Raw genomic sequence first — 20,080 nt, forward strand, 5'->3', positions numbered from 1 at the left:
TTGATTTCCATCTGCGCGGCGCCGACTTCGTGAATCAGCGTGTCGACTTCCAGTTCCTGCACTTCGCAGTATTCATAGATGTCTTCGAACAGCGGATCGAATTCGTTCACCGCTTCGATCGAGTACGCCTGACGGCCGGTCTCCGGACGGCCCGTACGGCCGATCGGCGGTTGCAGCGGCAGGTCCGGGTCCTTGTTCATGTCGACCAGATAGAACTCGAGCTCGGGCGCGATAACCGGCTTCCAGCCCTTGGCCTTGTAGAGTTCGAGCACGCGGCGCAGCACGCGGCGCGGCGAGATCGCGACGGGCGTGCCGTCGAAGTGAACGCAATCGTGGATCACCTGGGCGGTCGGGTCGACTGCCCACGGAATCATGCGGATGGTGCTGGCGTCGGGGACGCAGACCATGTCCGGGTCGGTGACGCCGGTGAGCGTGCCGTCTTCCGGATAGTCGCCTGTGACGGTCTGGATCATCACCGCCTGCGGCAAGCGCATCGATTCGCCCGATTCGAACTTGCTGCGCGGAATGATCTTGCCGCGTGCGATCCCGGCCATATCCGGAATGATCGCTTCGATTTCGGTGACGCGGTTCTTCTTCAGGAAGTCGTCGATTTCATGCATGGTTATTCTCTCAGTTTTGGTGCGCAACCGGCTCAGGCATGCGTGGCAGCGGCGGATGCCGCGCCATAGCCGGCCTTGGTGCGCATTCGATCGCGGCAGGCGTCGCCGAAGGCGCGGAAGATCGCGGTGGAAAGCGCGTCGCTGGCATGCTTCCATTCCGGGTGCCACTGCACACCCAGCGCGAAGGCACGCGCATCTTTCACACTCACCGCTTCGATCAATCCGTCCGGCGCGGTGGCTTCTGCCACCAGACCCACGCCCAACCGCTCGACGCCCTGACCGTGCAATGAATTCACACGCGCTTCATTCGTGCCGCCCGCGAGGCGCTGCAACAAGCCGCCCTGCGTCAGCGTGATCGAATGCGACGGTGCGTATTGCACGTCGAGGTCGTCTTCCTTGTTCTCACGATGGTCGTTCAAGCCGGCCACCGCGTGAACGCTTTGATGCAACGTCCCGCCGAACACCACGTTCATTTCCTGAAAGCCCCGGCATACTGCCAGCACCGGCACGCCCGCGGCGATCGCGGCGCGCAGCAGCGGCAGCGTCGTCGCATCGCGTGCGGCGTCGTGCAGCGTGCCCGGCGCGCTGGGATGGCCGCCGTAGCGGTGCGGCTCGACATTCGAATAGCTGCCGGTGAACAGTAAACCGTCGACGGTGGCCAGCACGTCCTCGGTGGACTGACGCTCGCCGAGGGCCGGCAACAACATGGCCAGCGCCTGCGAGCCGTCCACGATCGCGGCAATGTACTTCTCGCCGGTGACGTGCGACGGGTGGACTCCCATCATCGTTCTGTCGGCGCTGATGCCGACCAGGGGTTTGTTTCGCATATCAGATAGACGTGTATGTTCCCCGCGGGACGCGGCATGAACAACGTTAAACACGGCGCGGCAACATTCCGCAGCCGGACGCAAGGCGTCAGGCCACCGGGTAGTGCAGGCGGTCGTCGTCAGCGAGACGCGCCGCGCGTGGTAATCAGACAGGTCGTTCGATTCGGTCCGTTGCGGTGCGCAACTGATCTGATCCGCATGAGGCGCTGCGCGGCAGACGGCACCGCACACGCACGAACGCATGGCTCAAGAGCGCGCGCACATGAAAACTCGCACAAAACGGACGAATCGAACGACGAAAAAGGGGGAGGCGCTACGGCAGCAGCGAGGCGACTTCGTCCGTGCGCACAGCAATGAAGGCACGCGCGGAGATGGAATTGTGGCGTCGAACTGAACGGCGGGACAGGATCGTGAAGACGGACAGGAAGCGGCGGAACGTAAGGCTGCCGTTGCTGCCGTCGGCGATGGCGCCGTCAGCGCGAGGACAGCTCGCCTGACTTCGATTCCATCTCACCAAAGGGCCTCGGACTCTCACGATTACACTCGACTAACGGCGTTGAAAGTATTGAACGCTTGCTCGAAAAACGCACTGGGCGTTTAAAGAAACATCACGCTGGGATGATCGCTTCTGACCGGTGCGAACGGGGTTCGCTGCGTCAAAAAACACACTTTCGTGCTTTGTGATTCCGGTGTGACGATCGCCTGAGAACCATCGTATACGAGCCAATAATGCCGTCAAATCATTTTTATAAAAGAATTATCAGGGCTTTCCCGGGGGTGTCGCTAGAATCCCTGTCTGTGGGAACATTCGTTGCGCAAGTCATATTTCGGAATCCTTTCAGGGTTTTCCCCAGCGGCGCAACGATTAAAGTGATTAGAATATTCAACACTCGCGGGCGCACATTGCCCGAGTCCACGCGCCCGATCGTCTCCCATGTCAGAGAACTTAGCGATGTCCATAGAAGTAGCGACCCGCCTGCAATACATCCGTAAGAAGAATGGTCTGTCGCAGCGTGAGCTGGCGAAGCGGGCGGGGGTGACCAACGGCACGATTTCGCTGATCGAACAGAATCGCGTGAGTCCGTCAGTCGGGTCACTGAAGAAGCTGCTCGAATGCATACCGATGAGTCTCGCCGAGTTTTTCACTTTTGAAGTCGAGGTGGAACGCTCCGTCGTGTCGCGCCGGGTCGACATGCCGAATCTCGGTAATGAGTCGATCGAGTTCTATCTCGCCGGTTCCAGTGTGAAGGACCGCAATATGGGCATTCTGCGCGAGGTCTATCAGCCGCTGTCGGATACCGGGCCGGAAATGCTGGCGCACGAGGGGCATGAGGGCGGGGTCGTGGTCAGCGGTCAGATCGAACTGACGGTGGACGGTGTCACGTGGCTGCTCGACCCTGGTGACAGCTATTACTTTGAAAGCCGTTTACCGCATCGTTTTCGCAATCCCAGCGCGGAGCATCTCTGCGAGATCGTGTCGGCCAATTCGCCGCCCACGTTCTAGAGACTCCGCGCCAACGCGCCGCGACGCAGTTCCCAGCCGGCTGAAGCCGATGCCGGCGTGCGTCGAGCGCATAACATTGAGGCATCCTGATGGACAAGAAATCTCTCGCTTTCTGGCAAGACAAAGCCGCTACGCTTTCGATCGAAGGCCGCGCGTTTATCGACGGCGAGTACCGTGACGCCGCAGGCGGCCGCACGTTCGACTGCCTGAGCCCGATCGACGGCAAGCTGCTGGCCAGGGTCGCTGACAGCGGCGCGGCCGATGTCGACGCCGCCGTGGCAGCCGCACGCCGTGCGTTCGATTCCGGTGTGTGGTCCGACCTCAATCCCCGCAAGCGCAAGGCAATTCTATTGCGCTGGGCTGCGTCGATCCGTGAGCACATGGACGAACTCGCGCTGCTCGAAACGCTGGACGCCGGCAAGCCGATCGCCGACACCACCACGGTGGACGTGCCGGGCGCGGCCTATTGCGTCGAATGGTTCGCTGAAGCCATCGACAAGGTCGGCGGCGAAGTCGCGCCGGCCGATCATCATCTGGTGGGCCTCGTCACGCGCGAGCCGATCGGTGTGGTTGCGGCCGTCGTGCCGTGGAATTTCCCGATTCTGATGGCGTCGTGGAAGTTCGGCCCGGCGCTCGCCGCGGGTAACAGCGTCGTGCTCAAGCCTTCGGAGAAATCGCCGCTCACCGCGATTCGCCTCGCACAACTCGCGCTGGATGCGGGCATTCCCGCCGGCGTGTTCAACGTGGTGCCGGGCGCGGGAGAACCGGGCAAGCTGCTGGCGCTGCATCAGGACGTGGACTGTCTCGCTTTCACCGGCTCGACCAACGTCGGCAAGCTGATCATGCAATACGCCGGTCAATCGAACCTGAAGCGCGTGTGGCTCGAACTCGGCGGCAAGTCGCCGAACATCGTGATGCCGGATTGCCCCGACCTCGACCGCGCGGCGAACGCCGCAGCGGGCGCGATCTTCTACAACATGGGTGAAATGTGCACCGCGGGTTCGCGCCTGCTCGTGCACAAAGACATCAAGGACGTGTTCCTCGACAAGCTGATCGCCGCCGCGCGCAGCTATACGCCGGGCAACCCGCTCGATCCGCAAACTTCGATGGGCGCGATCGTCGACAACGTGCAACTCGAACGCGTGCTCGGTTATATCGAAGCGGGCCGTGCGGAAGCGAAGCTGCTGCTGGGTGGTTCGCGCGTTAAACAGGAGACTGGCGGTTTCTATATCGAACCGACCATCTTCGAGATTCCGGCGTCCGGCGCGAAGGTCGCCCGCGAGGAAATCTTCGGGCCGGTGTTGTCGGTGATTACGTTCGACACGGTTGAGGAAGCGATCAGGATCGCGAATGACAGCGAATACGGTCTCGCCGCCGCCGTGTGGACCTCGAACCTCACCACGGCGCACGAGGTGTCGCGCAAGCTGCGTGCGGGCACCGTGTGGGTCAATTGCTACGACGAAGGCGGGGATATGAATTTCCCCTTCGGCGGCTACAAGCAATCGGGTAACGGCCGCGACAAGTCGTTGCACGCGTTGGAGAAGTACACCGAGCTGAAGTCCACGCTCGTTCGGCTGCGCTAAAGGATTCGCAAGCCAGCGCGGTGGCGTTCGGGAAGGACGCCGCCGCGTTCCCAATGAATCCGGGCCGGACGTCGCACGCATTACCTGGAAGCCCCGCGTGCGGCTCCGGCATGTCTATCAGGTGTCAGGTCATCCATGACTGAACTCGTTTACGGCGACGGCGCGATTCGTCGTTCGTCCCTCTATGGCTCGTCGATCGAAAACACCTATGCGGGTGTGTTGTCGTTCATGCGCCGCAAGTACACCCGCGAACTCGACGGCGTCGACGTCGTGGTCTCCGGGGTGCCGCTCGATCTGGCCACCACGTTCCGCTCGGGCGCGCGTCTCGGTCCCGCGGCGGTGCGCGCGGCGAGCGTGCAGTTGTCCGAACTGCATCCGTATCCGTGGGGTTTCAATCCGTTCGACGATCTCGCCGTAACGGACTACGGCGACTGCTGGTTCGACGCGCACAATCCCATGACGATCAAGGAGTCGATCGTCGAGCATGCGCGCACGATCCTGCGGTCGGACGCGAAAATGCTGACGCTCGGCGGCGATCACTACATTACGTATCCGCTGCTGATCGCGCATGCGGAGAAGTACGGCAAGCCGCTTTCGCTGATTCATTTCGACGCTCACTGCGATACCTGGGCCGACGACAGCCCGGACAGCCTGAATCATGGCTCGATGTTCTACAAGGCGGTGAAGGACGGTCTGATCGATCCAAAGACTTCGGTGCAGGTCGGCATTCGCACGTGGAACGACGATTTCATGGGGATCAATATCCTCGACGCCGCGTGGGTCCACGAACATGGCGCGCGGGCGGCGGTGGAGCGGATCACGTCGATTGTCGGCGAGCGGCCCGCGTATCTGACCTTCGATATCGACTGTCTCGATCCGGCGTTCGCGCCGGGCACGGGTACGCCGGTGGCGGGCGGTTTGTCGTCGGCACAGGGGCTGGCTATCGTGCGCGGACTCGGCGCGCTGAATCTGGTGGGCGCGGACGTGGTGGAAGTGGCGCCCGCTTATGACCAGAGCGAGATCACGGCGATTGCCGCTGCGCATATCGCATGCGATCTGTTGTGTCTGTGGCGGCAACGGAAGGTCGCTGAACGCTAGGCATGTTCAGTCGTTTTTAAAACGTCACCGGCGTTAACCCATCGACGACGATCGATCGGGTTGACGCCGGCCTTCGCGCAAGCCGAGCGTATAGGCAACGAGCGCGCCGCTCATGATCGCCAGTTGCCACAACAGCATATCGCTGCCGCGGGCTTTCATCGCGAAGCCGGCAATGAGCGGTCCCACGATCGAACTCGCGGTGAAGGTGAGCGACACCAGCCGCATATTGCGCGTGAGCGCGGCCTTGTCGCTGCATGCCGCCGCGACCATGCCGAGCGTGATGTACGCGCTATTCATGCCGCCGAGCAGCAATGCGCTTGCGCCGGCGAGCCATGAGGCGGGCGCGGCGAGCGCGAAACCGCAGATCGCCAGCGTGCTCAACGCAGCGCAGACGATCACGGTGGCGGCGAGACCGGCGCGATCGGCGAACCAGCCGACTGGAAATTGCAGCGCCATTCCGCCGATACCGAATAGCGTGAGCAGCGTGGCCGTCTGCGTCGTGCTGAGGCCGTGGGCGTTGGCAAAGAGCGGGAAGAGCCCGTAAAGCGCGCCGTCGCCGATACCGCCTGCCGCGACCACCACCATGCCGAGGCTGACCATTGGGGCGATTGGGGCGCCTTTTCCGGCGCTCCGGGTTTGTACGGGCGGTGCTGATTTGACAGCAGGGCGCCTATCATCCGATGCAGTCAGCCACAGGGGAAGCGCCGCGGCGAATGTGAAGGCCGCGCCGGCCACGAACGTGATGCGTCCGTCCACTGCGCACCACACGGCCAATGCCGGCCCGATGACGCCGGCGGTGGCAATCAGCGCTTCATGCACGCCCACGACACGTCCGCTCGACTCGGCCGGCACAAGCCGGTAGAGCCACGTTTCATTGGCGATCCAGCGCAAACCGATGCCGAGTCCGGTCAATAGGCCCGGCACGAGCCACAGCGGCCACCAGAGCGCGTTCATCGTCGCGAACGCAACAATCGTGGCGGCGAGACCGAGCGATACCGTGCGTTTCGCGCCGATCCGTTCCACCAGCCATGGCGCGATCAGCAAGCCGGCCAGCATGCCGGCCCATTGCGAAGCGGAGAAGAGGCCGGCGCGCGGTGCGTCGAGGCCACGCTGCGCCAGCCACACCGGCAGCACCATGAAGCCGATGCCGAACTGGCCGATCTGTGAGAGCGCCGAGACCGCGGTCAGCGCGGCGATCGCCGGCCAGCGCACCGGCGCGGCGGTATTCATGTGTCGCTCCGGGCGGGCATGGGCAGCCCCTGTTCGCGACATTCGACCGGGCAACCGGCTTTCAGGCAGGGGCCGTCGTCGCAAAGCCGGCACAGTTGCATGGCGTGCGCCGGATCGCGAGTCTCATTCCACAGAATCTTGATCAGCAGGCTTTCGAGTACCTCGCGCTCGCGCTCGTCGAGTTGCCCGACGATGCGTTGCAGCATCCGGTCGCGTGCCGCCTGCAGGCGTTTCGCTTCACGCTTGCCGGAAGGGGTCAAGGCAAGCGCGACAGAACGTTTGTCGGCGCCGGATTTCTTTTCGACGAGGCCGGCGTCCACCAGACCGGCAACCGCGCGGACCGCGGCCGGGTGCGAAAGATCGACCGCCTCGCGCAATACTTCAATGGACGAGTCCGGATATTGGCCGACCGCGTTGAGCATGGCACGGGCGGTGGGGCCCGCGAGCGCGGCCGCGGCAGGCTGCGCGTTCATCTCGTCTGTGACCAGCAGGGCGAGCACGCCAAGCAGGTTTTCTGTGCGCTGCGTCATAGGAACGCCTCAATGTGTGCAACGTGCATATATGCATGTTGCACACATTGGCGATGAGACGCAAGCGGTTTTTTGTGACCGTCAAGCGCTTGCCGTAAACCGCGTCGAAAACCAGTGCTGCGCCGTCACGACTTCGGCTCCTGTTCAGCTGGAGAGCACACTGGCGTAACCGCTTGGCCCGCCAGCACTTTCCTGACGAAAGGTATCGAATCCTCCAGCGATGTATTGACCGTGCCGTTGTGTTCGCGACCCGCGTAAAGATGCGCCTCGACCGTGGTGCCGGCCGCGCAGGCGTCTTTTGCCAGCGAGAGCTCCAGCGGCGCGAGACCGTCGTCCGCACCGATGCCGATGAACACCGGCGACTTGATCTTCAGGGTCGGGAACTTCAGATAGTCGTCCCACCATGCCTGCAAACGCGCATTGGCGCCTGCCTTCACCGTGTTCGCGGTGGTCAGTCCGGCGAGCGCTGCGTCGTCTTCGAGCGAGGCAAGGCAACTGATGCGCGATTGTTCGAGAATGGGCAGCGCGGAATCGGTGAGGATGTCGGAAGCCTTCAACCCTGAATCGATCTGTTGCGCCGACAGCACGGAATAGAACTGATACGCGAGCGTTGCATCGATCCGGTTGGGATCACGCTGGTAGGCGGTCTTGAAAGGCGCAAGCGTTGCAAGGGTGTGCTTCGGTGCGTTGTAGATCACGCCCGTCGCGACCGTGCCGCGGATGTCGAGCTCGGGCGCATACGTGCTCGCGTAGCCGGCTGCGGCAAATACCGCAGAACCGCCTTGTGATTGCCCGACCAGCACAACCTGATTGGCGAGCCCGGGCACGCCGCGCAACGCGGCGCGTACGCTGTCGAGCATCGTGTAGCTATTCGAGCGATTGTTCAGTTGCGGGTTGGGTCCGGGCGTGCCGAGTCCCTGATAGTCGGTCGCCACCACCGCGAAACCTTGTTGAAGCCACGCGTTCAGATAGCGTACGTCGCGATAGGAGCGGCCGAACCATGAGGGCGCGCAGATATCGGCCATGCCGAAGGTGCCGTGCCCCCACGCGACGATCGGCCATCCTCCTTGCGGCGGCTGGCCTTTGGGCAGGAATAGCGCACCCGATACGGCAATCGGCGTTTTACCGCCGACGCCATCGGTCGAACTGTATAGCAGGCGCAGTTGCTGGCCGGCGTGGGTGAGGCCGAGGGTGGGCGGCAATGGCTCGGAGCGTAGCAGCTCGCCCGGGCGGCCGGGAATCTCGTCGTCCCACGTATAGAACGGGGACACGCGGCCGTCGCCTTGCAGTGGGTCGGGCGCGGGCGCTCTGGCGCCTGCAGCGAAAACCATGCTGGACACCAGCAACGCCGCTAATGGCGCGGCAAACCATGGGCTGAATTTGACACGAGCCGATGCGCGCCAATCCCGCGTTCGACTATTTTCTGCTTGCATAACGACGCCTTGAACGATGGTGAGAAGAGGGTGGTCCACGGGCACGGGCTGACTTCGGCGAAACTCACGGGGCGCCCACGCGAGGCCGTCCAGCTGAACCCGTTGAACCTGGGCGGCCTTCAACGCAAGTTTCGAACCATCGCCATGCGTGATCGGCGAAAGCCCGCTCGCATCGGGGTGCAACGGCGCTGCGAGGTGATGTACTCACACGTCTGCTTTGCGCCGTGCGCAACAGCCGCTGATGCTGCGCTGTTGGTCCAGCAGCACAATCACCTGATTCGAACTCAGACGCGTATGCGCGGCGAACGGACGAAGCAGCCGCCGCATAAGGGGCTGCGTGTGACGCACCGATTGGCACACTTGCTGCTAAATACCCTCCGCATCGATCCCTCTCTCATCAAAGGACTCAACATGTCAGTCACGCAGACGCTGGAAAGCGGCGAACTGGTCGCCTTCGTCGAACGCATCCGGCGCGAATTCGCGCAAGCCGCGCGTGTTCTCAAGGAAACCCGCACCTTGTCCGCCACCAATACCTTCCAGGCGTATCAGCGGGTGCCTGGCACGGACCTGGTCGTAGCGGTGTCGGCGCCGACGCCGTGGGCGCAATCGCAAGAGGTTCAGGCGGTTGTGGTGTCGTTCGACGGCAAGGTGATCCACGGCGATCCGAAGGCCTCCGGCCATGGTCCTCGCTATGCGGGCGTGTTTCAGGAGGCGCCGGAAGTCGACGTGGTGATTCACGTGCATGGCCCCTATCTCGGCGCGTGGGCGAGCTCGCACCGTCCGCTGCCGATTCTGTACGCACCGGCGCAGCGTTATACCAAGGCGCGTGAAATCCCGATCTATATCGACCGCCGTCCGGGCGAGCCGCGCTTCATCGTCGACACGATCCGGCGCGATCCGAACATACCGGCGATTCTCGAAGCAAACGGCGGGGCGACCTTCTGGGGAAAAAACATCCTCGACGTCTCGCAGTACATCCTGATTCTCGAAGAGGGCGCGTACTTCCAGGCGCTCGCGGAATCGCTCGGTGGGTCGAAGGAGTTCGGCCCGGGCGTGCTCGAACAGCAGTGGAAAATGACCGGCCTCGCCTGAGCCCTGGCGGTAGCGGCAAGGTATGAATGACACTGAGCGGCACGGCGCGGTCAGCCGTGCCGCTTTTCGTATCGACGCAGCCGGATAGCCGTATTGCCGGTTCCGTCATACTGTTAGCTCGATGTATTGGTTCGCAGCGCACGGCCGGCTTGATATCGTCGAGGCTCCCTTTGGATTCCTTGCTGGTCGATCAATGGCTGTCTTCAGTTTTCCCGATCCCGCGTCGCACGCCATCACGATTCGTGCGAAAGCCCTGACTTTCGACGATCCCAAGTCGCTGGTGCTGCTCGAACGCATCCATCTGGTCGCGCCGAGCGACGCCACCGTGCTCGTCACCGGCGAGAGCGGCACCGGCAAGGAGTTGATCGCACGGCTCGTGCATTCGTTGAGCGAACGCCGCGACGGGCCTTTCGTCGCGGTGAATTGCGGCGCGTTCTCGGAGACGTTGATCGAGAGCGAACTCTTCGGTCACGAACGCGGCGCATTCACGGGCGCGATCAGCAGCCAGCCGGGGTGGTTCGAATCCGCCAATCGCGGCACGCTGTTTCTCGATGAAGTGGGGGACTTGCCGCTTGCGGCGCAGGTCAAGCTGCTGCGCGTGTTGCAGGAACGCGAGGTGGTGCCGGTCGGTTCGCGCAAGACCGTCAAAATCGACGTGCGGCTCGTTACCGCAACCAATGTGAATCTCGAGGCCGCCGTGCGGGCCGGCCACTTTCGGGAGGACCTGTATTACCGCCTGAACGTCGTCAAACTGAGTCTGTTGCCGTTGCGCGAGCGACCGGGCGACATCGGGCCGTTGATCCAGCACTTTCTCGAGAGTTACGCGAAGCGTCTGCGAATCACGCCGCCCGCGCTGACGGATGCCGCGCTCGAACGGTTGCATGCTCACTCCTGGCCAGGCAATATTCGCGAGCTGGAGAACGTGATTCATCACGCGCTGCTGGTGAGCAGCGGCGGATTCATCGACGTCGACGACCTGCAGTTTTCCGCACTCTCGCTGGCGCTTCAGGCACCGGCTGCTCACGCGCCTGTCGCGGCCGCGGCGGCGAATCCGGCGCGCCGCCCGCGCGATATCGCGGAAGCGACCGACTCTTTGCGCGAGGCGATCGTCGATCTGCTGGAGCTCGGCACGCCAAGGCTCTGGCAGCACATCGAAGACACGGTCTATCGCAGCACCTTCGAATTCTCCGAGAACAATCAGCTGCGCACGTCACGCCTGCTCGATCTGTCGCGCAACATCGTCCGCGCGCGGCTTGCGCAACTGGGCATCCTCAAGCTGCGCGACGCCGGCGATCCGGACGCCGCCGATGCGAGCGAAGCCGGCGACCGCCGTCAGGCGTGATCACGCCAGCGCAGCAGACGCTGGGCGACGCGCTCGCAGAGCAGGCCCATTGCCACCGCCAGCACGGTGACGCCCGTCACGCACACCAGCAACACGTCGACGCGCGCGCCGGCCTGCGCGGTCTGCATCAGATTGCCGACGCCCGCGCCGGCGTTAAATAACAGCTCGCTGCTCGTGGCCGTGATCCATGCAAACGGCACCGCTTGCAGGATGCCGGCGAACAGGTCCGGCAACGCGCCTGGAATCAACACGTCGCGCAGCCAGCCCACCCGTGTCAACTCATACGACTGCGCCAGTTCGAAATAACGCTGATCGATACGGCGCAGTCCGTCGAAGCTGCTCGTCACCATCGGGTAGAAGGCGGCGAGAAAGACGATGAACACTTTCGCGAACTCGCCCGTGCCGCACCACAGACTGATCAACGGAATCAGCCCGAGCAGCGGGACGTGACGCATGGCCTGAAATAACGGATGCACCAGCTTCTCCGCGCTGCGCGATAACGCGGTCAATGCGCCCACGGCAACACCGGCGATCACGCCAGTGGCAAGACCTAACGTCGTGCGGCGCAGACTCGCGCCCAGGTCGACGAACAATTCGCCACTTCTGATGAGTTCGATTGCGGCGCTCGCCACCTGTTCGAGCGGCACGAACGCGTATTGATGCACGGCATCGCGATAGGCGGCGAATTGCCAAAGCCCGAGCAATACGAGCGGCAGGACAAAACCACGGGCGCGTCGGCGCAAGGGAGACGTGGCGTGCAGAGCGATCATGAATGACTTTTCACAGAAAAGAGGCTTCAACGGTTGGGTGTTTGCCAGCGCAACACGCGGCGCTGCACGAGGGCGATGCTCTGATCGAGCGCGAAGCCGATCAACCCGATTGCGATCACGTCGACCATCACAATGTCGATACGCAGCATCTGCCGCGCCATTTCCATCATTTCGCCAATGCCGCTGTCGGCGCTCAGCAACTCGACCGCAACCAGCGCAAGCCAGGACCGCGCGATCGCAATGCGAATGCCCGTTAGCAGCGACGGAACCGCCGAGGGCAACAGCACGTCGCGCAACACCTCAGCGCGGCCAAGCCCATAATGGCGGGCCATTTCGACCAGATCGCGCGGCACGCCTTGCACGCCGCCGTAGGTGGCCAGCGCGACCGGAAAAAACACCGCTTTGGCGACCACCACCACCTTGAGCGGCTCGTCGATGCCGATGAGCAGAATCAGTATGGGGATCAGCGTCAGCGTCGGCACCTGCCGCAGGATGTCGAAAAGCGGGCGCACGTAGTCGGAGAAAACGCGGTTTACGGCGAGCAGTGTGCCGCACGCAATGCCGAGCAGGCTGCCCCATACGAAGCCGATTGCCAGGCGACGCAAGGTGATCAGCAGGTTGTCCTGCAGGTCGCCGCCGGCCGCGAGCATGCTGAACGTGTCATAGACCTTGTGCGGCGGCACGAGGAGTTGCGGCGCGACCCAGTGTTGCGCGCTCGCATACCACCAGAGCAGGAACAGCATGGCGGGCGAGACCCACCACAGCAATGCAGAGGCGCGATGCGCGAAAGCACGCACGCGCGGGGCGGTGCTTGCCGTTGCCTGAGTGATGGATGCGGGTGAAGTGGATGCCGCTGCATCCACCACCGTTTCAACGGTTTGCGACATTCGTCGTGGCGCTCGCATCCCAGTAGCGTTCAAGCTTGAGTTCCTTCAATGCGTTGTTGACGAACTGCGGCGCGAGCAGGCTATTCACGTCCACCCCGCCGGACGTGAGTTTGGCCTGCTGACTGTACGCTGACACGTCGCGGTAATGCGCGCTGAGCGACGGCGTAAAAAGCGGCGTCCATTGGTCTTTCCACGGCAGTTTCTCGTCGTCGTATTCGCGGCGCACGACGTTTTCGGGTTGGCCCGACGCGCTGAGAATCTTGATGTAGGCATCGCGATTCTGCGGCTGCGAAATCCAGTAGGCCGCGCGTACGTAAGCGGTCGCAACCAGTTGCGTGACGTCGGGATACTGGCGCACGAAATCGTCGGAGGCCCACAACTCCGCGCGCATCTTCCACGCGTCAGGCGCTTCCTTGGTCGACCAGATGATCTTGCCGACCTGCTTGTCCACGAGCGGATAAGCGTCCGAGAGCGTAAAGAACCCGTCTACCCGTCCCGCGGCGACGGCGGCCGCGCCGGCTTGCGGATCGAGGTTGTAGATCTTGAAGTCGGACAGTTTCAGGCCGTTGGCCGCCAGCAGTTTGCCGAACGTCACTTCCCACGGACGGCCGCGATTGAGCGCGATCCGCTTGCCTTTCAGATCGACGATCGACTTCGCCGTCGAATTGGCCGGCACGACCAGATAGGTATTGCTGCCCACGCCACCCGGCACGATCAGCCTGGTATGCGTGCCGGATGCGTTGACCACGACCGAGGGCAGGTCGCCGTAACCGGCGAAGTCGATACTGTGATTCGTGAAAGCCTCGTTGACCAGCGTGCCGACCGCAGCGGTCGAGACCGGCACCCATTGCAGCGTGATATGGCGTGCGGCTAACGCTTTTTCCAGCGACTTGTCGGCGTCGATTAACGCGGAAGCGCCCGCGTATTGCGTTTTGCCGCCGTTTGAATAAGCGACCACGGCGATCCGCACGACTTTCGGTGCGTCTTCGGCACGCGCCACGGATGGACTCAGCAACGCGGCGGCGGTGAGCGGCACCGTCAGCGACCACGCGACGAGCGCGCGCCGCAGCAACAGGGAGAGAGCAGATGAGCGTTTCATGATGGGCGGATCAGACCTTGAACGTAGTAGTGGAAGCAGGGCGGCATAGTTCGGGTTGCGCGTTCTTTTACGCCCGTCGCTTGAGTGTCGAATGCAGCGCATCGGCCATCGGACGCGGGTCGATCCAGTCGGCGATCTCGAAGTCGGCTTCGAGGAAGCCCCACTCGAACAGGAAGTTCTTGAAGTCGTCGAGCGCGGCGACCGATTCCGCTTCGAGGTTCACGCCGAGATGGTGATGCAGGTTGCCGCCATAGGCCGCATGCACCCACTCGATCGCCGAAGCGGTTTCGTGCGATACGTATTGCGCGGTTTCGTCGGGATGCGTGCGCGCCCAGTCGCCCGCCGCGACCACGAGTTTCAGAAAGCCGGCGACGATGTCCGGATGATTGGCGAGCACTTCCGCATTCACCGTGAGCGGACGGGGCGTGCCGTTGTTGTTGCGGATATGCGGCTCCGGATGAAAGCCGATATCGATCACGACTTGCGCGCCAATCAGTTGCGCCACTTCCAGCCCGACCGACCCCTTCACGTAAATCGCATCCACCGTCCCGCGCAGCAACGCGCTCGCTTCGGCGGCATATAGCGCGCGGCTCGACAGGCCGAGCGGCAAGGTGAAGAGTTGCGTCGCCGGATCGTCGCCGACTGCCTGGAGCGTGCGTGCTTCTACGTCGACCAGCTCGACATCGCGCGTCGTCATCCCTTCGAGACTCAAAGCGTTCACGAAACCGCGCAGCGCGGATGCGCGAAAGATATCGATGCGGTCGGTCGAACGGCGTGGAATCGCAATGCGCCGGCCGCGCAGTTGCTTGACCGACTGAATGCCGGAGCCCGGCAGCGTCAGGATCGACTGCGATTCATCGACCCAGGATAGACCGATCACGCGCGTATCGGCCCGATGCGAGCGCGCCCGCATAGCCGGAATGCTGCCGCCCTGACGAAACGACATCGCCAGCGTGTGATCGCTGATCGACGACGCGTCGTGTCCGGCCGAGTCGCGCAATGAGCGGATCGCGACACCGTCGGCCGACAACTCGCCGTTGAGCCAGCCGAGATGCACGGCGATGCCGAGCGGCGTCGGCACCGGCGAGCGCGCGTACCAGAAGGGATGCTGTTTGTCCGATGACGAATCGGGCCTGTCTGTCATGTGAATTTTCCATATTGAAGTTCGTCCTGCCGGCCGGCTGGCGCGCGAAAGCGGTTGCGGCGGCGCGGACCAATAAATGCAAGTTCCAGGCCAGGCGCATGGGATTGCCGTACGCAGCCTTTTGCGGGCATGCGGCTCGACGGCGCATACCGATGCAAGCCCCACGCATGGGTGACGGACGTGCGGGCGAGTGTTGCTCCAGCAGCACTTGTCCGAAGCGGTGTTGCGCCAGCAACACGCGAGGTGCTGATGCAGCAGCTCGCGCGTGGGCGGCTCGCGTCTGGATCGAGGGCAGCGGACGTACCCGCAACGCCCGTGGCGATCGCGCATGGCGTGCCGACTGGAGGCTCGTCAATTGCAATTGGCACAGGCCGTGCTTAGAGAGGTCCCGAACCGGTTACGGCACGCGTCAAACGCGTCGCCGGGCCGACGCTAACACCAAGGAGAACAGATCAATGGCTGTCGAATTTCTGTGGCGCTTGCCGATGCACGGCGATGGCAGACGCGCACACGACCAGCACACCCGTGGCGAGTGGAACAACCAGACGGCCTCGCGCGTCGCGCCGAAAACGGATAGCGACGATTTCGGCTACATCGACTATCTGTCCCAGGTGGCGCGCGCCGCGGATCTGGTCGGTTTTCACGGCGCGTTGATTCCGATCTTCCGCTTTACCGAGGAGCCTTGGGTGGTGGCCGCGGCGCTGGCGCGCGAGACCCGCAATCTGCGTTTATTGATCGCGATGCAGCCGTGGTTCATGCATCCGGCGTATGCGGCGCAAATGGCGGCGAGCCTGCAACGGATCAGCCGCGGCCGGGTGGAATGGAACATCGTGACGGGCGGCGGCGGAGCGGACCAGCGCGCGTATGGCGACTTCATCGATCACGACAGCCGGTATGCCCGCACGGATGAATTCCTCGACGTCGTGAAGGGCTATTCCGCCGGTGAGCCTTACACGCACAAGGGCCGCTTCTATCAGGTCGAAGAAGGCGGCCTGGTGGCGCCGCTCTCCAGTCAGCCCGTGCCGCGTATCTATCTGGCCGGCGCCAGCGACGCCGCGATGGCGGTGGCCGCCAAACACGGCGACGTGCATCTGAGCTGGGGCGAGCCGCTTGCCAAACAGAAGGAAGTCATCGACCGCGCGCGTCAGGCCCTCGACGCGCAAAACGCCGAGCGCGATCTGCGCTTCGGCATGCGCATCGATATCCTCGCACGCGAAACGGAAGAGCAGGCGTGGGCCGAATTGCGGCAGATGTTCGCCACGGTCAGCGACTCGACGCAATTGGGCGGTGCGAAACGCACGGTTGGCGTCGGCGATTCGGAGTCGGTCGGCGCGAAGCGGCAGTTCGCGCTGCATCAGGGCAACACCCAGCATTTCGACGATCTGATCGTCGGGCCGAACCTGTGGGCCGGCATGTCGAAGATTCGCGGCGGGCCGGGTTGCGTGATCGTGGGTAGCCACGAGCAGGTCGCGGAGCGGCTTGCCGAGTACGTGGACATCGGCGTATCGACCTTCATTCTGGCGAGCAACCCGCATCTGGAAGAAGCGTACCGCGTCGGCGAGGAGGTCCTGCCGCTGGTGGCGGGGGCGATCGACGCGCGCAGGACCGCGGCGGCGTTGCGGGTCGCGCTCGCCTGAGCCAACGGCGATCCTTAACGCAGCGGCAATCACACCTGTGCACAACAACAACCAAGGAATTCAACGATGAGTACAACCGTTGCGCAAGCCGCGACGTCCACTGCATTGTGGTACACCCGCTGTCCGGTGCCGACCGCGCTCGGTATTGCGGTTCACCGCGGCTGGTTCGATGAAGAGTTCGGACCGGACGGCATCACCCTGAATTCGCTGCAGGAGACCCGCGAGCCTGCCAAACGCGAGTCGCATTTCGATCACAGCCTGCCGTCGTCGTTTCGCCAGGGCGGCAATATCCCGGCACTGTGGGCGCGTTCGCGCGGGGCCGCGACGCGGGTGGTCGGCCTCTCATGGACCAATGAATTCCAGGCCATCGTCACGCTGCCAGGCAGTGGTATCCGTCATTCGCGCGATCTGCGTGGGCGGCGTCTGGGTCTGCCGCAGCACGCAATCAGTATCGACTTCTGGCGGGCTGCGGCGCTCAAGGGTTTTCTTACCGCGCTCGAACTCGAAGGCTTCGGGCATAGCGACGCGCAGTGGGTCGATCTGCCCGAGCCGACGCGCGACACCGCGCAAGCGCGGATTGCGATCGGCAAGCTTGGGCAGGCGCCCGGCAACGGATCGCCGTTTCGCGGCCCGCATGAGTACGGTCTCGAAGTGGCGGCGCTGGTGCGCGGCGAGGTCGATGCGATTTTCGTGAAGGGTGTGGCCGGACTGGAAACCGTGCATCTGATCGACGCTCACGTGGTGATCGATCTGGGCGCGCATCCCGATCCGCTGGTGCGCATCGGCAACGGCACACCGCGCACGTTGACCGTGGATCAGGCGCTCATCGACGAGCGGCCCGATCTGGTCAGCCGGTTCGTGTCGGTGGTGGTGGCGGCCGGCGATTGGGCGACCCGGCATCCGGCCGAGACGGTGGCCTACATCGGCCGCGAGACCCGTTCGTCCGACGAGTGGGTGCGCTATGCGTATGGCAGCGAAGTGCATCGGCATCTGGAAACCAATCTCGCGCAGACCTCGATCGACGGTCTCGTGGCGTTCAAGGACTTTCTGTTCGAGTGGGGCTTTCTCGAGCACGACTTCGATGCGCGCGCATGGATCGAGCCGCAGCCATACACCGACGTGTCGAAGTATCGCCGCGCATGGGTCGCCTAGTGTGGTGTGTCCTCTTGCCGCGTGCAAATCAGTAAGGAGTGGAGTGTGACGATTCTGACCATGGAGGGTTCGGGCACGCCTGCGCGGCGCCATGCCGCGCGACGGAACAGCCCGGTGGTGCGCCGTTCGAACGTGCCTGCGTTTGTGCCATTGCCGCCGCCGCTGACGCAGCGCGCGCCCGTTACGGAACATGAGTCCCGGGCGACGCGCAAGGCATGGGGCGAGATAGGCGTAGCCGCGTTGCTGATCCTGGCGTTGCACGCGGGATTCGTGCTGGTGGCGAGGCACGGACATGTGGCGCCGCCGGTGCCCGTCGTGCCACCCAAACCCTTGCCGATGACGGTCGAGCTGACGCGGCCGCCGGTGCCGTTGCCGCAGGCGAAGCAGGTGCCGCCGCCCGTGCCGCAGCCGGTCAAGCAACCACCCCAGCCGCCACGCCCGCTGACGCGAGCGCCGGCACCGAAACCGCTGCCTGCACTCACGCCGCTCGCCACACCGCCCGCGCAAGCGGCGACGCCGGCTGACACCGCTGTCGCGCACATCCCGGCGCCTGCCGCACCCGCGCCCGCTGCGCCGTCGGCGCCGGTGGCTGAAACCGCGCCAATCGGCAACGCCGCGTATCTGCACAACCCGGCGCCCGACTATCCGCCGGCCGCGCAGGACCAGGGATGGGAAGGGCGCGTGCTGCTGCGCGTGCACGTGCTGGCGAACGGCAAGCCTGACTCGGTCGACATCAGCACCAGCAGCGGCCGCAAGATGCTCGACGCCGCCGCGCTGGCCGCGGTCCGGCGCTGGAGCTTCGTGCCGGCCAAACGGGGCGACGAAGCGGTCGACGGCTGGGTCAACGTGCCGATCGACTTCAAGCTGGGCTGATGCGTGCTACCCGTGTGCCGGGCGAATCGCATGCTTGCTCTTCAACACCGAATCTGAATTTCGAAGCCAATTTCGAAGTGAGTTTTGAACCAAAGGAATCGATCATCATGAATGGCATCTCAACGACTTTCATCGTGCAGGGCGCACTCTGGCTACTGGGGATTTTCTCGGTAGTGACGTGGACGCTCATTCTCGTCAAGGCCGTGCAAAGCGTGCGCGCGAGCGTGCAGAGCCGGCGCTTTGCGAAGCAGTTCTGGGCGGCCAGCAGTTTCCACGCGGCGGCCGCGCTGGAACCGGGCGTGAGTCCGGTGGGCCGCGTTGCCGCGACCGGCTTCGAAACCCTGCAACGTGCCGACGAAGGCAATGGTCAGGATCTCGAACATAGCTGGAGCCGCCACGATCTGCTGGAGCGTCATCTGCGCCAGCAGATCCAGAACGAGCGCCGCCGCCTCGAAGCCGGTCTTGCCGTGCTTGCCTCGATCGGCAGCACCGCGCCGTTTGTCGGCCTGTTCGGCACCGTGTTCGGCATCATTCACGCACTGACGGCGATTACGCACAGCGCGTCGGCCAGCATCGACGTGGTGGCCGGGCCGATTGGCGAAGCCTTGGCAGCGACCGGCATCGGTATCGCGGTCGCGGTGCCGGCGGTGCTCGCCTACAACTTCTTCGTCCGCCGGGTCAAAGCGGCCTCTGCCGATCTCGACGGCTTCGCAACCGATTTCGTGACGCTCGCGCAGAAGGCCGGATTCCGCGTGCAGGGCGCGGCGACGCGCGCACAGCCGAGCCTGAAGACCGTCAACGAGGCGTTCGCATAATGGCCTTCTCATCCTCTTCCGATAACGATGACGTGCTGAGCGAAATCAACATCACGCCGCTCGTCGACGTGATGCTGGTGCTGCTGGTTGCGTTCATCGTCACCGCGCCGCTGCTCAACAACGCGGTGCATGTGAATCTGCCCAAAACGGTCGCTACCGCGCCGGCCGAGCAGAAACCGTCTGTGACCGTCAGTGTGGACGCGAAGGGCGTGGTGTACCTCGACAAGCGGCCCACCGATCTGCGCCTGATCGGTGCGGAGCTGTCGGCGCTCAAGGCGAACAATCCGGACGTTGCGCTCAATCTGCAGGCCGACGAAGGCGTGCCGTACGGCACCGTGGCCAAACTGATGGCCGCGATCGAGCATGCCGGCATCAGCAGGCTGTCGGTACTGACGGCCAATAACGGCTAGCCACTGTTCATCACGGCAGACCCGCAATTCCTTA

General features: G+C 63.7%; 20 protein-coding genes. 10 read left to right on the forward strand and 10 right to left on the reverse strand.

Features of this window, described 5'->3' with window-relative positions; all coding sequences use genetic code 11:
• From PQQ95_RS35870 to PQQ95_RS35880, 3 genes are all read right to left on the reverse strand, one after another.
• A partial coding sequence (locus tag PQQ95_RS35870) for a type I glutamate--ammonia ligase (RefSeq protein ID WP_459251998.1) occupies positions 1-620 on the reverse strand: 620 nt, incomplete at its 3' end.
• A gap of 32 nt (positions 621-652) precedes the next feature.
• Entirely contained in the window at positions 653-1,447 is a 795-nt protein-coding gene (locus PQQ95_RS35875) for a gamma-glutamyl-gamma-aminobutyrate hydrolase family protein (RefSeq protein WP_408446956.1), read from the reverse strand.
• 313 nt (positions 1,448-1,760) lie between these two features.
• A complete protein-coding gene (locus PQQ95_RS35880) occupies positions 1,761-1,982 on the reverse strand; it encodes a hypothetical protein (RefSeq protein ID WP_407945944.1) in 222 nt (73 codons plus the stop codon).
• 417 nt (positions 1,983-2,399) lie between these two features.
• Here PQQ95_RS35880 and PQQ95_RS35885 point away from each other — a divergent pair, with 417 nt between their 5' ends.
• The 3 genes from PQQ95_RS35885 (at position 2,400) to speB (ending at position 5,632) form a co-directional block, all read left to right on the forward strand.
• On the forward strand, positions 2,400-2,951 hold the full coding sequence (locus PQQ95_RS35885; protein WP_408446958.1) for a cupin domain-containing protein: 552 nt from the start codon (positions 2,400-2,402) through the stop codon (positions 2,949-2,951).
• Between the two features lie 89 nt (positions 2,952-3,040).
• Positions 3,041-4,534 (forward strand): aldehyde dehydrogenase, encoded by a 1,494-nt coding sequence (locus PQQ95_RS35890; protein ID WP_408446961.1) that lies wholly within the window; start codon positions 3,041-3,043, stop codon positions 4,532-4,534.
• Positions 4,535-4,669: 135 nt separating this feature from the next.
• Positions 4,670-5,632: an agmatinase gene (speB, locus tag PQQ95_RS35895; protein WP_408446963.1), complete on the forward strand. Its 963-nt coding sequence runs from the start codon at positions 4,670-4,672 to the stop codon at positions 5,630-5,632.
• Positions 5,633-5,665: 33 nt separating this feature from the next.
• On the opposite strand, the gene PQQ95_RS35900 is transcribed toward speB, so the two are convergent.
• The 3 genes from PQQ95_RS35900 to PQQ95_RS35910 all read right to left on the reverse strand — a co-directional run bounded on the left by PQQ95_RS35900 (position 5,666) and on the right by PQQ95_RS35910 (position 8,723).
• The gene (locus PQQ95_RS35900; RefSeq protein WP_408446965.1) at positions 5,666-6,862 is read right to left on the reverse strand and encodes an MFS transporter; all 1,197 of its coding nucleotides are present in this window, start codon (positions 6,860-6,862) and stop codon (positions 5,666-5,668) included.
• Positions 6,859-7,392, reverse strand: coding sequence for a MarR family winged helix-turn-helix transcriptional regulator (locus PQQ95_RS35905; protein ID WP_408446968.1), 534 nt, complete (start codon positions 7,390-7,392; stop codon positions 6,859-6,861). The genes PQQ95_RS35900 and PQQ95_RS35905 overlap by 4 nt, the downstream gene beginning before the upstream one ends.
• 125 nt (positions 7,393-7,517) lie before the next feature.
• The gene (locus PQQ95_RS35910; RefSeq protein ID WP_408446971.1) at positions 7,518-8,723 is read right to left on the reverse strand and encodes an alpha/beta hydrolase; all 1,206 of its coding nucleotides are present in this window, start codon (positions 8,721-8,723) and stop codon (positions 7,518-7,520) included.
• A 513-nt stretch (positions 8,724-9,236) separates the two neighbouring features.
• On the opposite strand from PQQ95_RS35910, the gene PQQ95_RS35915 reads away from it, so the two are divergent.
• Positions 9,237-9,917, forward strand: a complete 681-nt coding sequence (locus tag PQQ95_RS35915; protein ID WP_408446973.1) for a class II aldolase/adducin family protein — start codon at positions 9,237-9,239, stop codon at positions 9,915-9,917.
• A 193-nt stretch (positions 9,918-10,110) separates the two neighbouring features.
• Entirely contained in the window at positions 10,111-11,259 is a 1,149-nt protein-coding gene (locus tag PQQ95_RS35920; RefSeq protein ID WP_408446976.1) for a sigma-54 interaction domain-containing protein, read from the forward strand.
• Here the strand turns inward: PQQ95_RS35920 and PQQ95_RS35925 are convergent.
• From PQQ95_RS35925 to PQQ95_RS35940, 4 genes are all read right to left on the reverse strand, one after another.
• On the reverse strand, positions 11,250-12,029 hold the full coding sequence (locus PQQ95_RS35925; RefSeq protein WP_408446978.1) for an ABC transporter permease: 780 nt from the start codon (positions 12,027-12,029) through the stop codon (positions 11,250-11,252). The genes PQQ95_RS35920 and PQQ95_RS35925 overlap by 10 nt on opposite strands.
• A 26-nt stretch (positions 12,030-12,055) precedes the next feature.
• Positions 12,056-12,916: an ABC transporter permease gene (locus tag PQQ95_RS35930; protein ID WP_408446981.1), complete on the reverse strand. Its 861-nt coding sequence runs from the start codon at positions 12,914-12,916 to the stop codon at positions 12,056-12,058.
• Positions 12,900-14,015, reverse strand: coding sequence for an ABC transporter substrate-binding protein (locus PQQ95_RS35935; RefSeq protein ID WP_408446984.1), 1,116 nt, complete (start codon positions 14,013-14,015; stop codon positions 12,900-12,902). Before PQQ95_RS35935 ends, PQQ95_RS35930 begins: the two co-directional genes overlap by 17 nt.
• Before the next feature lie 67 nt (positions 14,016-14,082).
• Positions 14,083-15,159: an ABC transporter substrate-binding protein gene (locus tag PQQ95_RS35940; protein WP_408446987.1), complete on the reverse strand. Its 1,077-nt coding sequence runs from the start codon at positions 15,157-15,159 to the stop codon at positions 14,083-14,085.
• Positions 15,160-15,614: 455 nt separating this feature from the next.
• On the opposite strand from PQQ95_RS35940, the gene PQQ95_RS35945 reads away from it, so the two are divergent.
• The 5 genes from PQQ95_RS35945 (at position 15,615) to PQQ95_RS35965 (ending at position 20,046) form a co-directional block, all read left to right on the forward strand.
• A complete protein-coding gene (locus PQQ95_RS35945) occupies positions 15,615-16,796 on the forward strand; it encodes an LLM class flavin-dependent oxidoreductase (protein ID WP_408446989.1) in 1,182 nt (393 codons plus the stop codon).
• A 66-nt stretch (positions 16,797-16,862) separates the two neighbouring features.
• Positions 16,863-17,948 (forward strand): ABC transporter substrate-binding protein, encoded by a 1,086-nt coding sequence (locus tag PQQ95_RS35950; protein WP_408446992.1) that lies wholly within the window; start codon positions 16,863-16,865, stop codon positions 17,946-17,948.
• 45 nt (positions 17,949-17,993) lie between these two features.
• Positions 17,994-18,821 carry an energy transducer TonB gene (locus PQQ95_RS35955; protein ID WP_408446995.1) on the forward strand — a complete coding sequence of 276 codons (828 nt, stop codon included), beginning with the start codon at positions 17,994-17,996 and terminating at the stop codon, positions 18,819-18,821.
• 107 nt (positions 18,822-18,928) lie between these two features.
• Complete coding sequence (locus PQQ95_RS35960) at positions 18,929-19,636, forward strand: MotA/TolQ/ExbB proton channel family protein (RefSeq protein WP_408446997.1); 708 nt, start codon at positions 18,929-18,931, stop codon at positions 19,634-19,636.
• Positions 19,636-20,046 (forward strand): ExbD/TolR family protein, encoded by a 411-nt coding sequence (locus PQQ95_RS35965; protein WP_408447000.1) that lies wholly within the window; start codon positions 19,636-19,638, stop codon positions 20,044-20,046. Before PQQ95_RS35960 ends, PQQ95_RS35965 begins: the two co-directional genes overlap by 1 nt.
• The last annotated feature ends 34 nt before the right edge of the window (positions 20,047-20,080 follow it).

It is taken from the genome of Paraburkholderia caffeinilytica, from assembly GCF_046030355.1.
GTDB lineage: Bacteria > Pseudomonadota > Gammaproteobacteria > Burkholderiales > Burkholderiaceae > Paraburkholderia > Paraburkholderia caffeinilytica_B.

Coding starts and splice junctions, on each gene's coding strand:
- PQQ95_RS35875 (WP_408446956.1), bottom strand. CDS start 1,447: ATGCGAAACAAACCCCTGGTCGGCATCAGCGCCGACAGAACGATGATG.
- PQQ95_RS35885 (WP_408446958.1), top strand. CDS start 2,400: ATGTCCATAGAAGTAGCGACCCGCCTGCAATACATCCGTAAGAAGAAT.
- PQQ95_RS35890 (WP_408446961.1), top strand. CDS start 3,041: ATGGACAAGAAATCTCTCGCTTTCTGGCAAGACAAAGCCGCTACGCTT.
- speB (WP_408446963.1), top strand. CDS start 4,670: ATGACTGAACTCGTTTACGGCGACGGCGCGATTCGTCGTTCGTCCCTC.
- PQQ95_RS35900 (WP_408446965.1), bottom strand. CDS start 6,862: ATGAATACCGCCGCGCCGGTGCGCTGGCCGGCGATCGCCGCGCTGACC.
- PQQ95_RS35905 (WP_408446968.1), bottom strand. CDS start 7,392: ATGACGCAGCGCACAGAAAACCTGCTTGGCGTGCTCGCCCTGCTGGTC.
- PQQ95_RS35910 (WP_408446971.1), bottom strand. CDS start 8,723: ATGGTTTTCGCTGCAGGCGCCAGAGCGCCCGCGCCCGACCCACTGCAA.
- PQQ95_RS35915 (WP_408446973.1), top strand. CDS start 9,237: ATGTCAGTCACGCAGACGCTGGAAAGCGGCGAACTGGTCGCCTTCGTC.
- PQQ95_RS35920 (WP_408446976.1), top strand. CDS start 10,111: ATGGCTGTCTTCAGTTTTCCCGATCCCGCGTCGCACGCCATCACGATT.
- PQQ95_RS35925 (WP_408446978.1), bottom strand. CDS start 12,029: ATGATCGCTCTGCACGCCACGTCTCCCTTGCGCCGACGCGCCCGTGGT.
- PQQ95_RS35930 (WP_408446981.1), bottom strand. CDS start 12,916: ATGTCGCAAACCGTTGAAACGGTGGTGGATGCAGCGGCATCCACTTCA.
- PQQ95_RS35935 (WP_408446984.1), bottom strand. CDS start 14,015: ATGAAACGCTCATCTGCTCTCTCCCTGTTGCTGCGGCGCGCGCTCGTC.
- PQQ95_RS35940 (WP_408446987.1), bottom strand. CDS start 15,159: ATGACAGACAGGCCCGATTCGTCATCGGACAAACAGCATCCCTTCTGG.
- PQQ95_RS35945 (WP_408446989.1), top strand. CDS start 15,615: ATGGCTGTCGAATTTCTGTGGCGCTTGCCGATGCACGGCGATGGCAGA.
- PQQ95_RS35950 (WP_408446992.1), top strand. CDS start 16,863: ATGAGTACAACCGTTGCGCAAGCCGCGACGTCCACTGCATTGTGGTAC.
- PQQ95_RS35960 (WP_408446997.1), top strand. CDS start 18,929: ATGAATGGCATCTCAACGACTTTCATCGTGCAGGGCGCACTCTGGCTA.
- PQQ95_RS35965 (WP_408447000.1), top strand. CDS start 19,636: ATGGCCTTCTCATCCTCTTCCGATAACGATGACGTGCTGAGCGAAATC.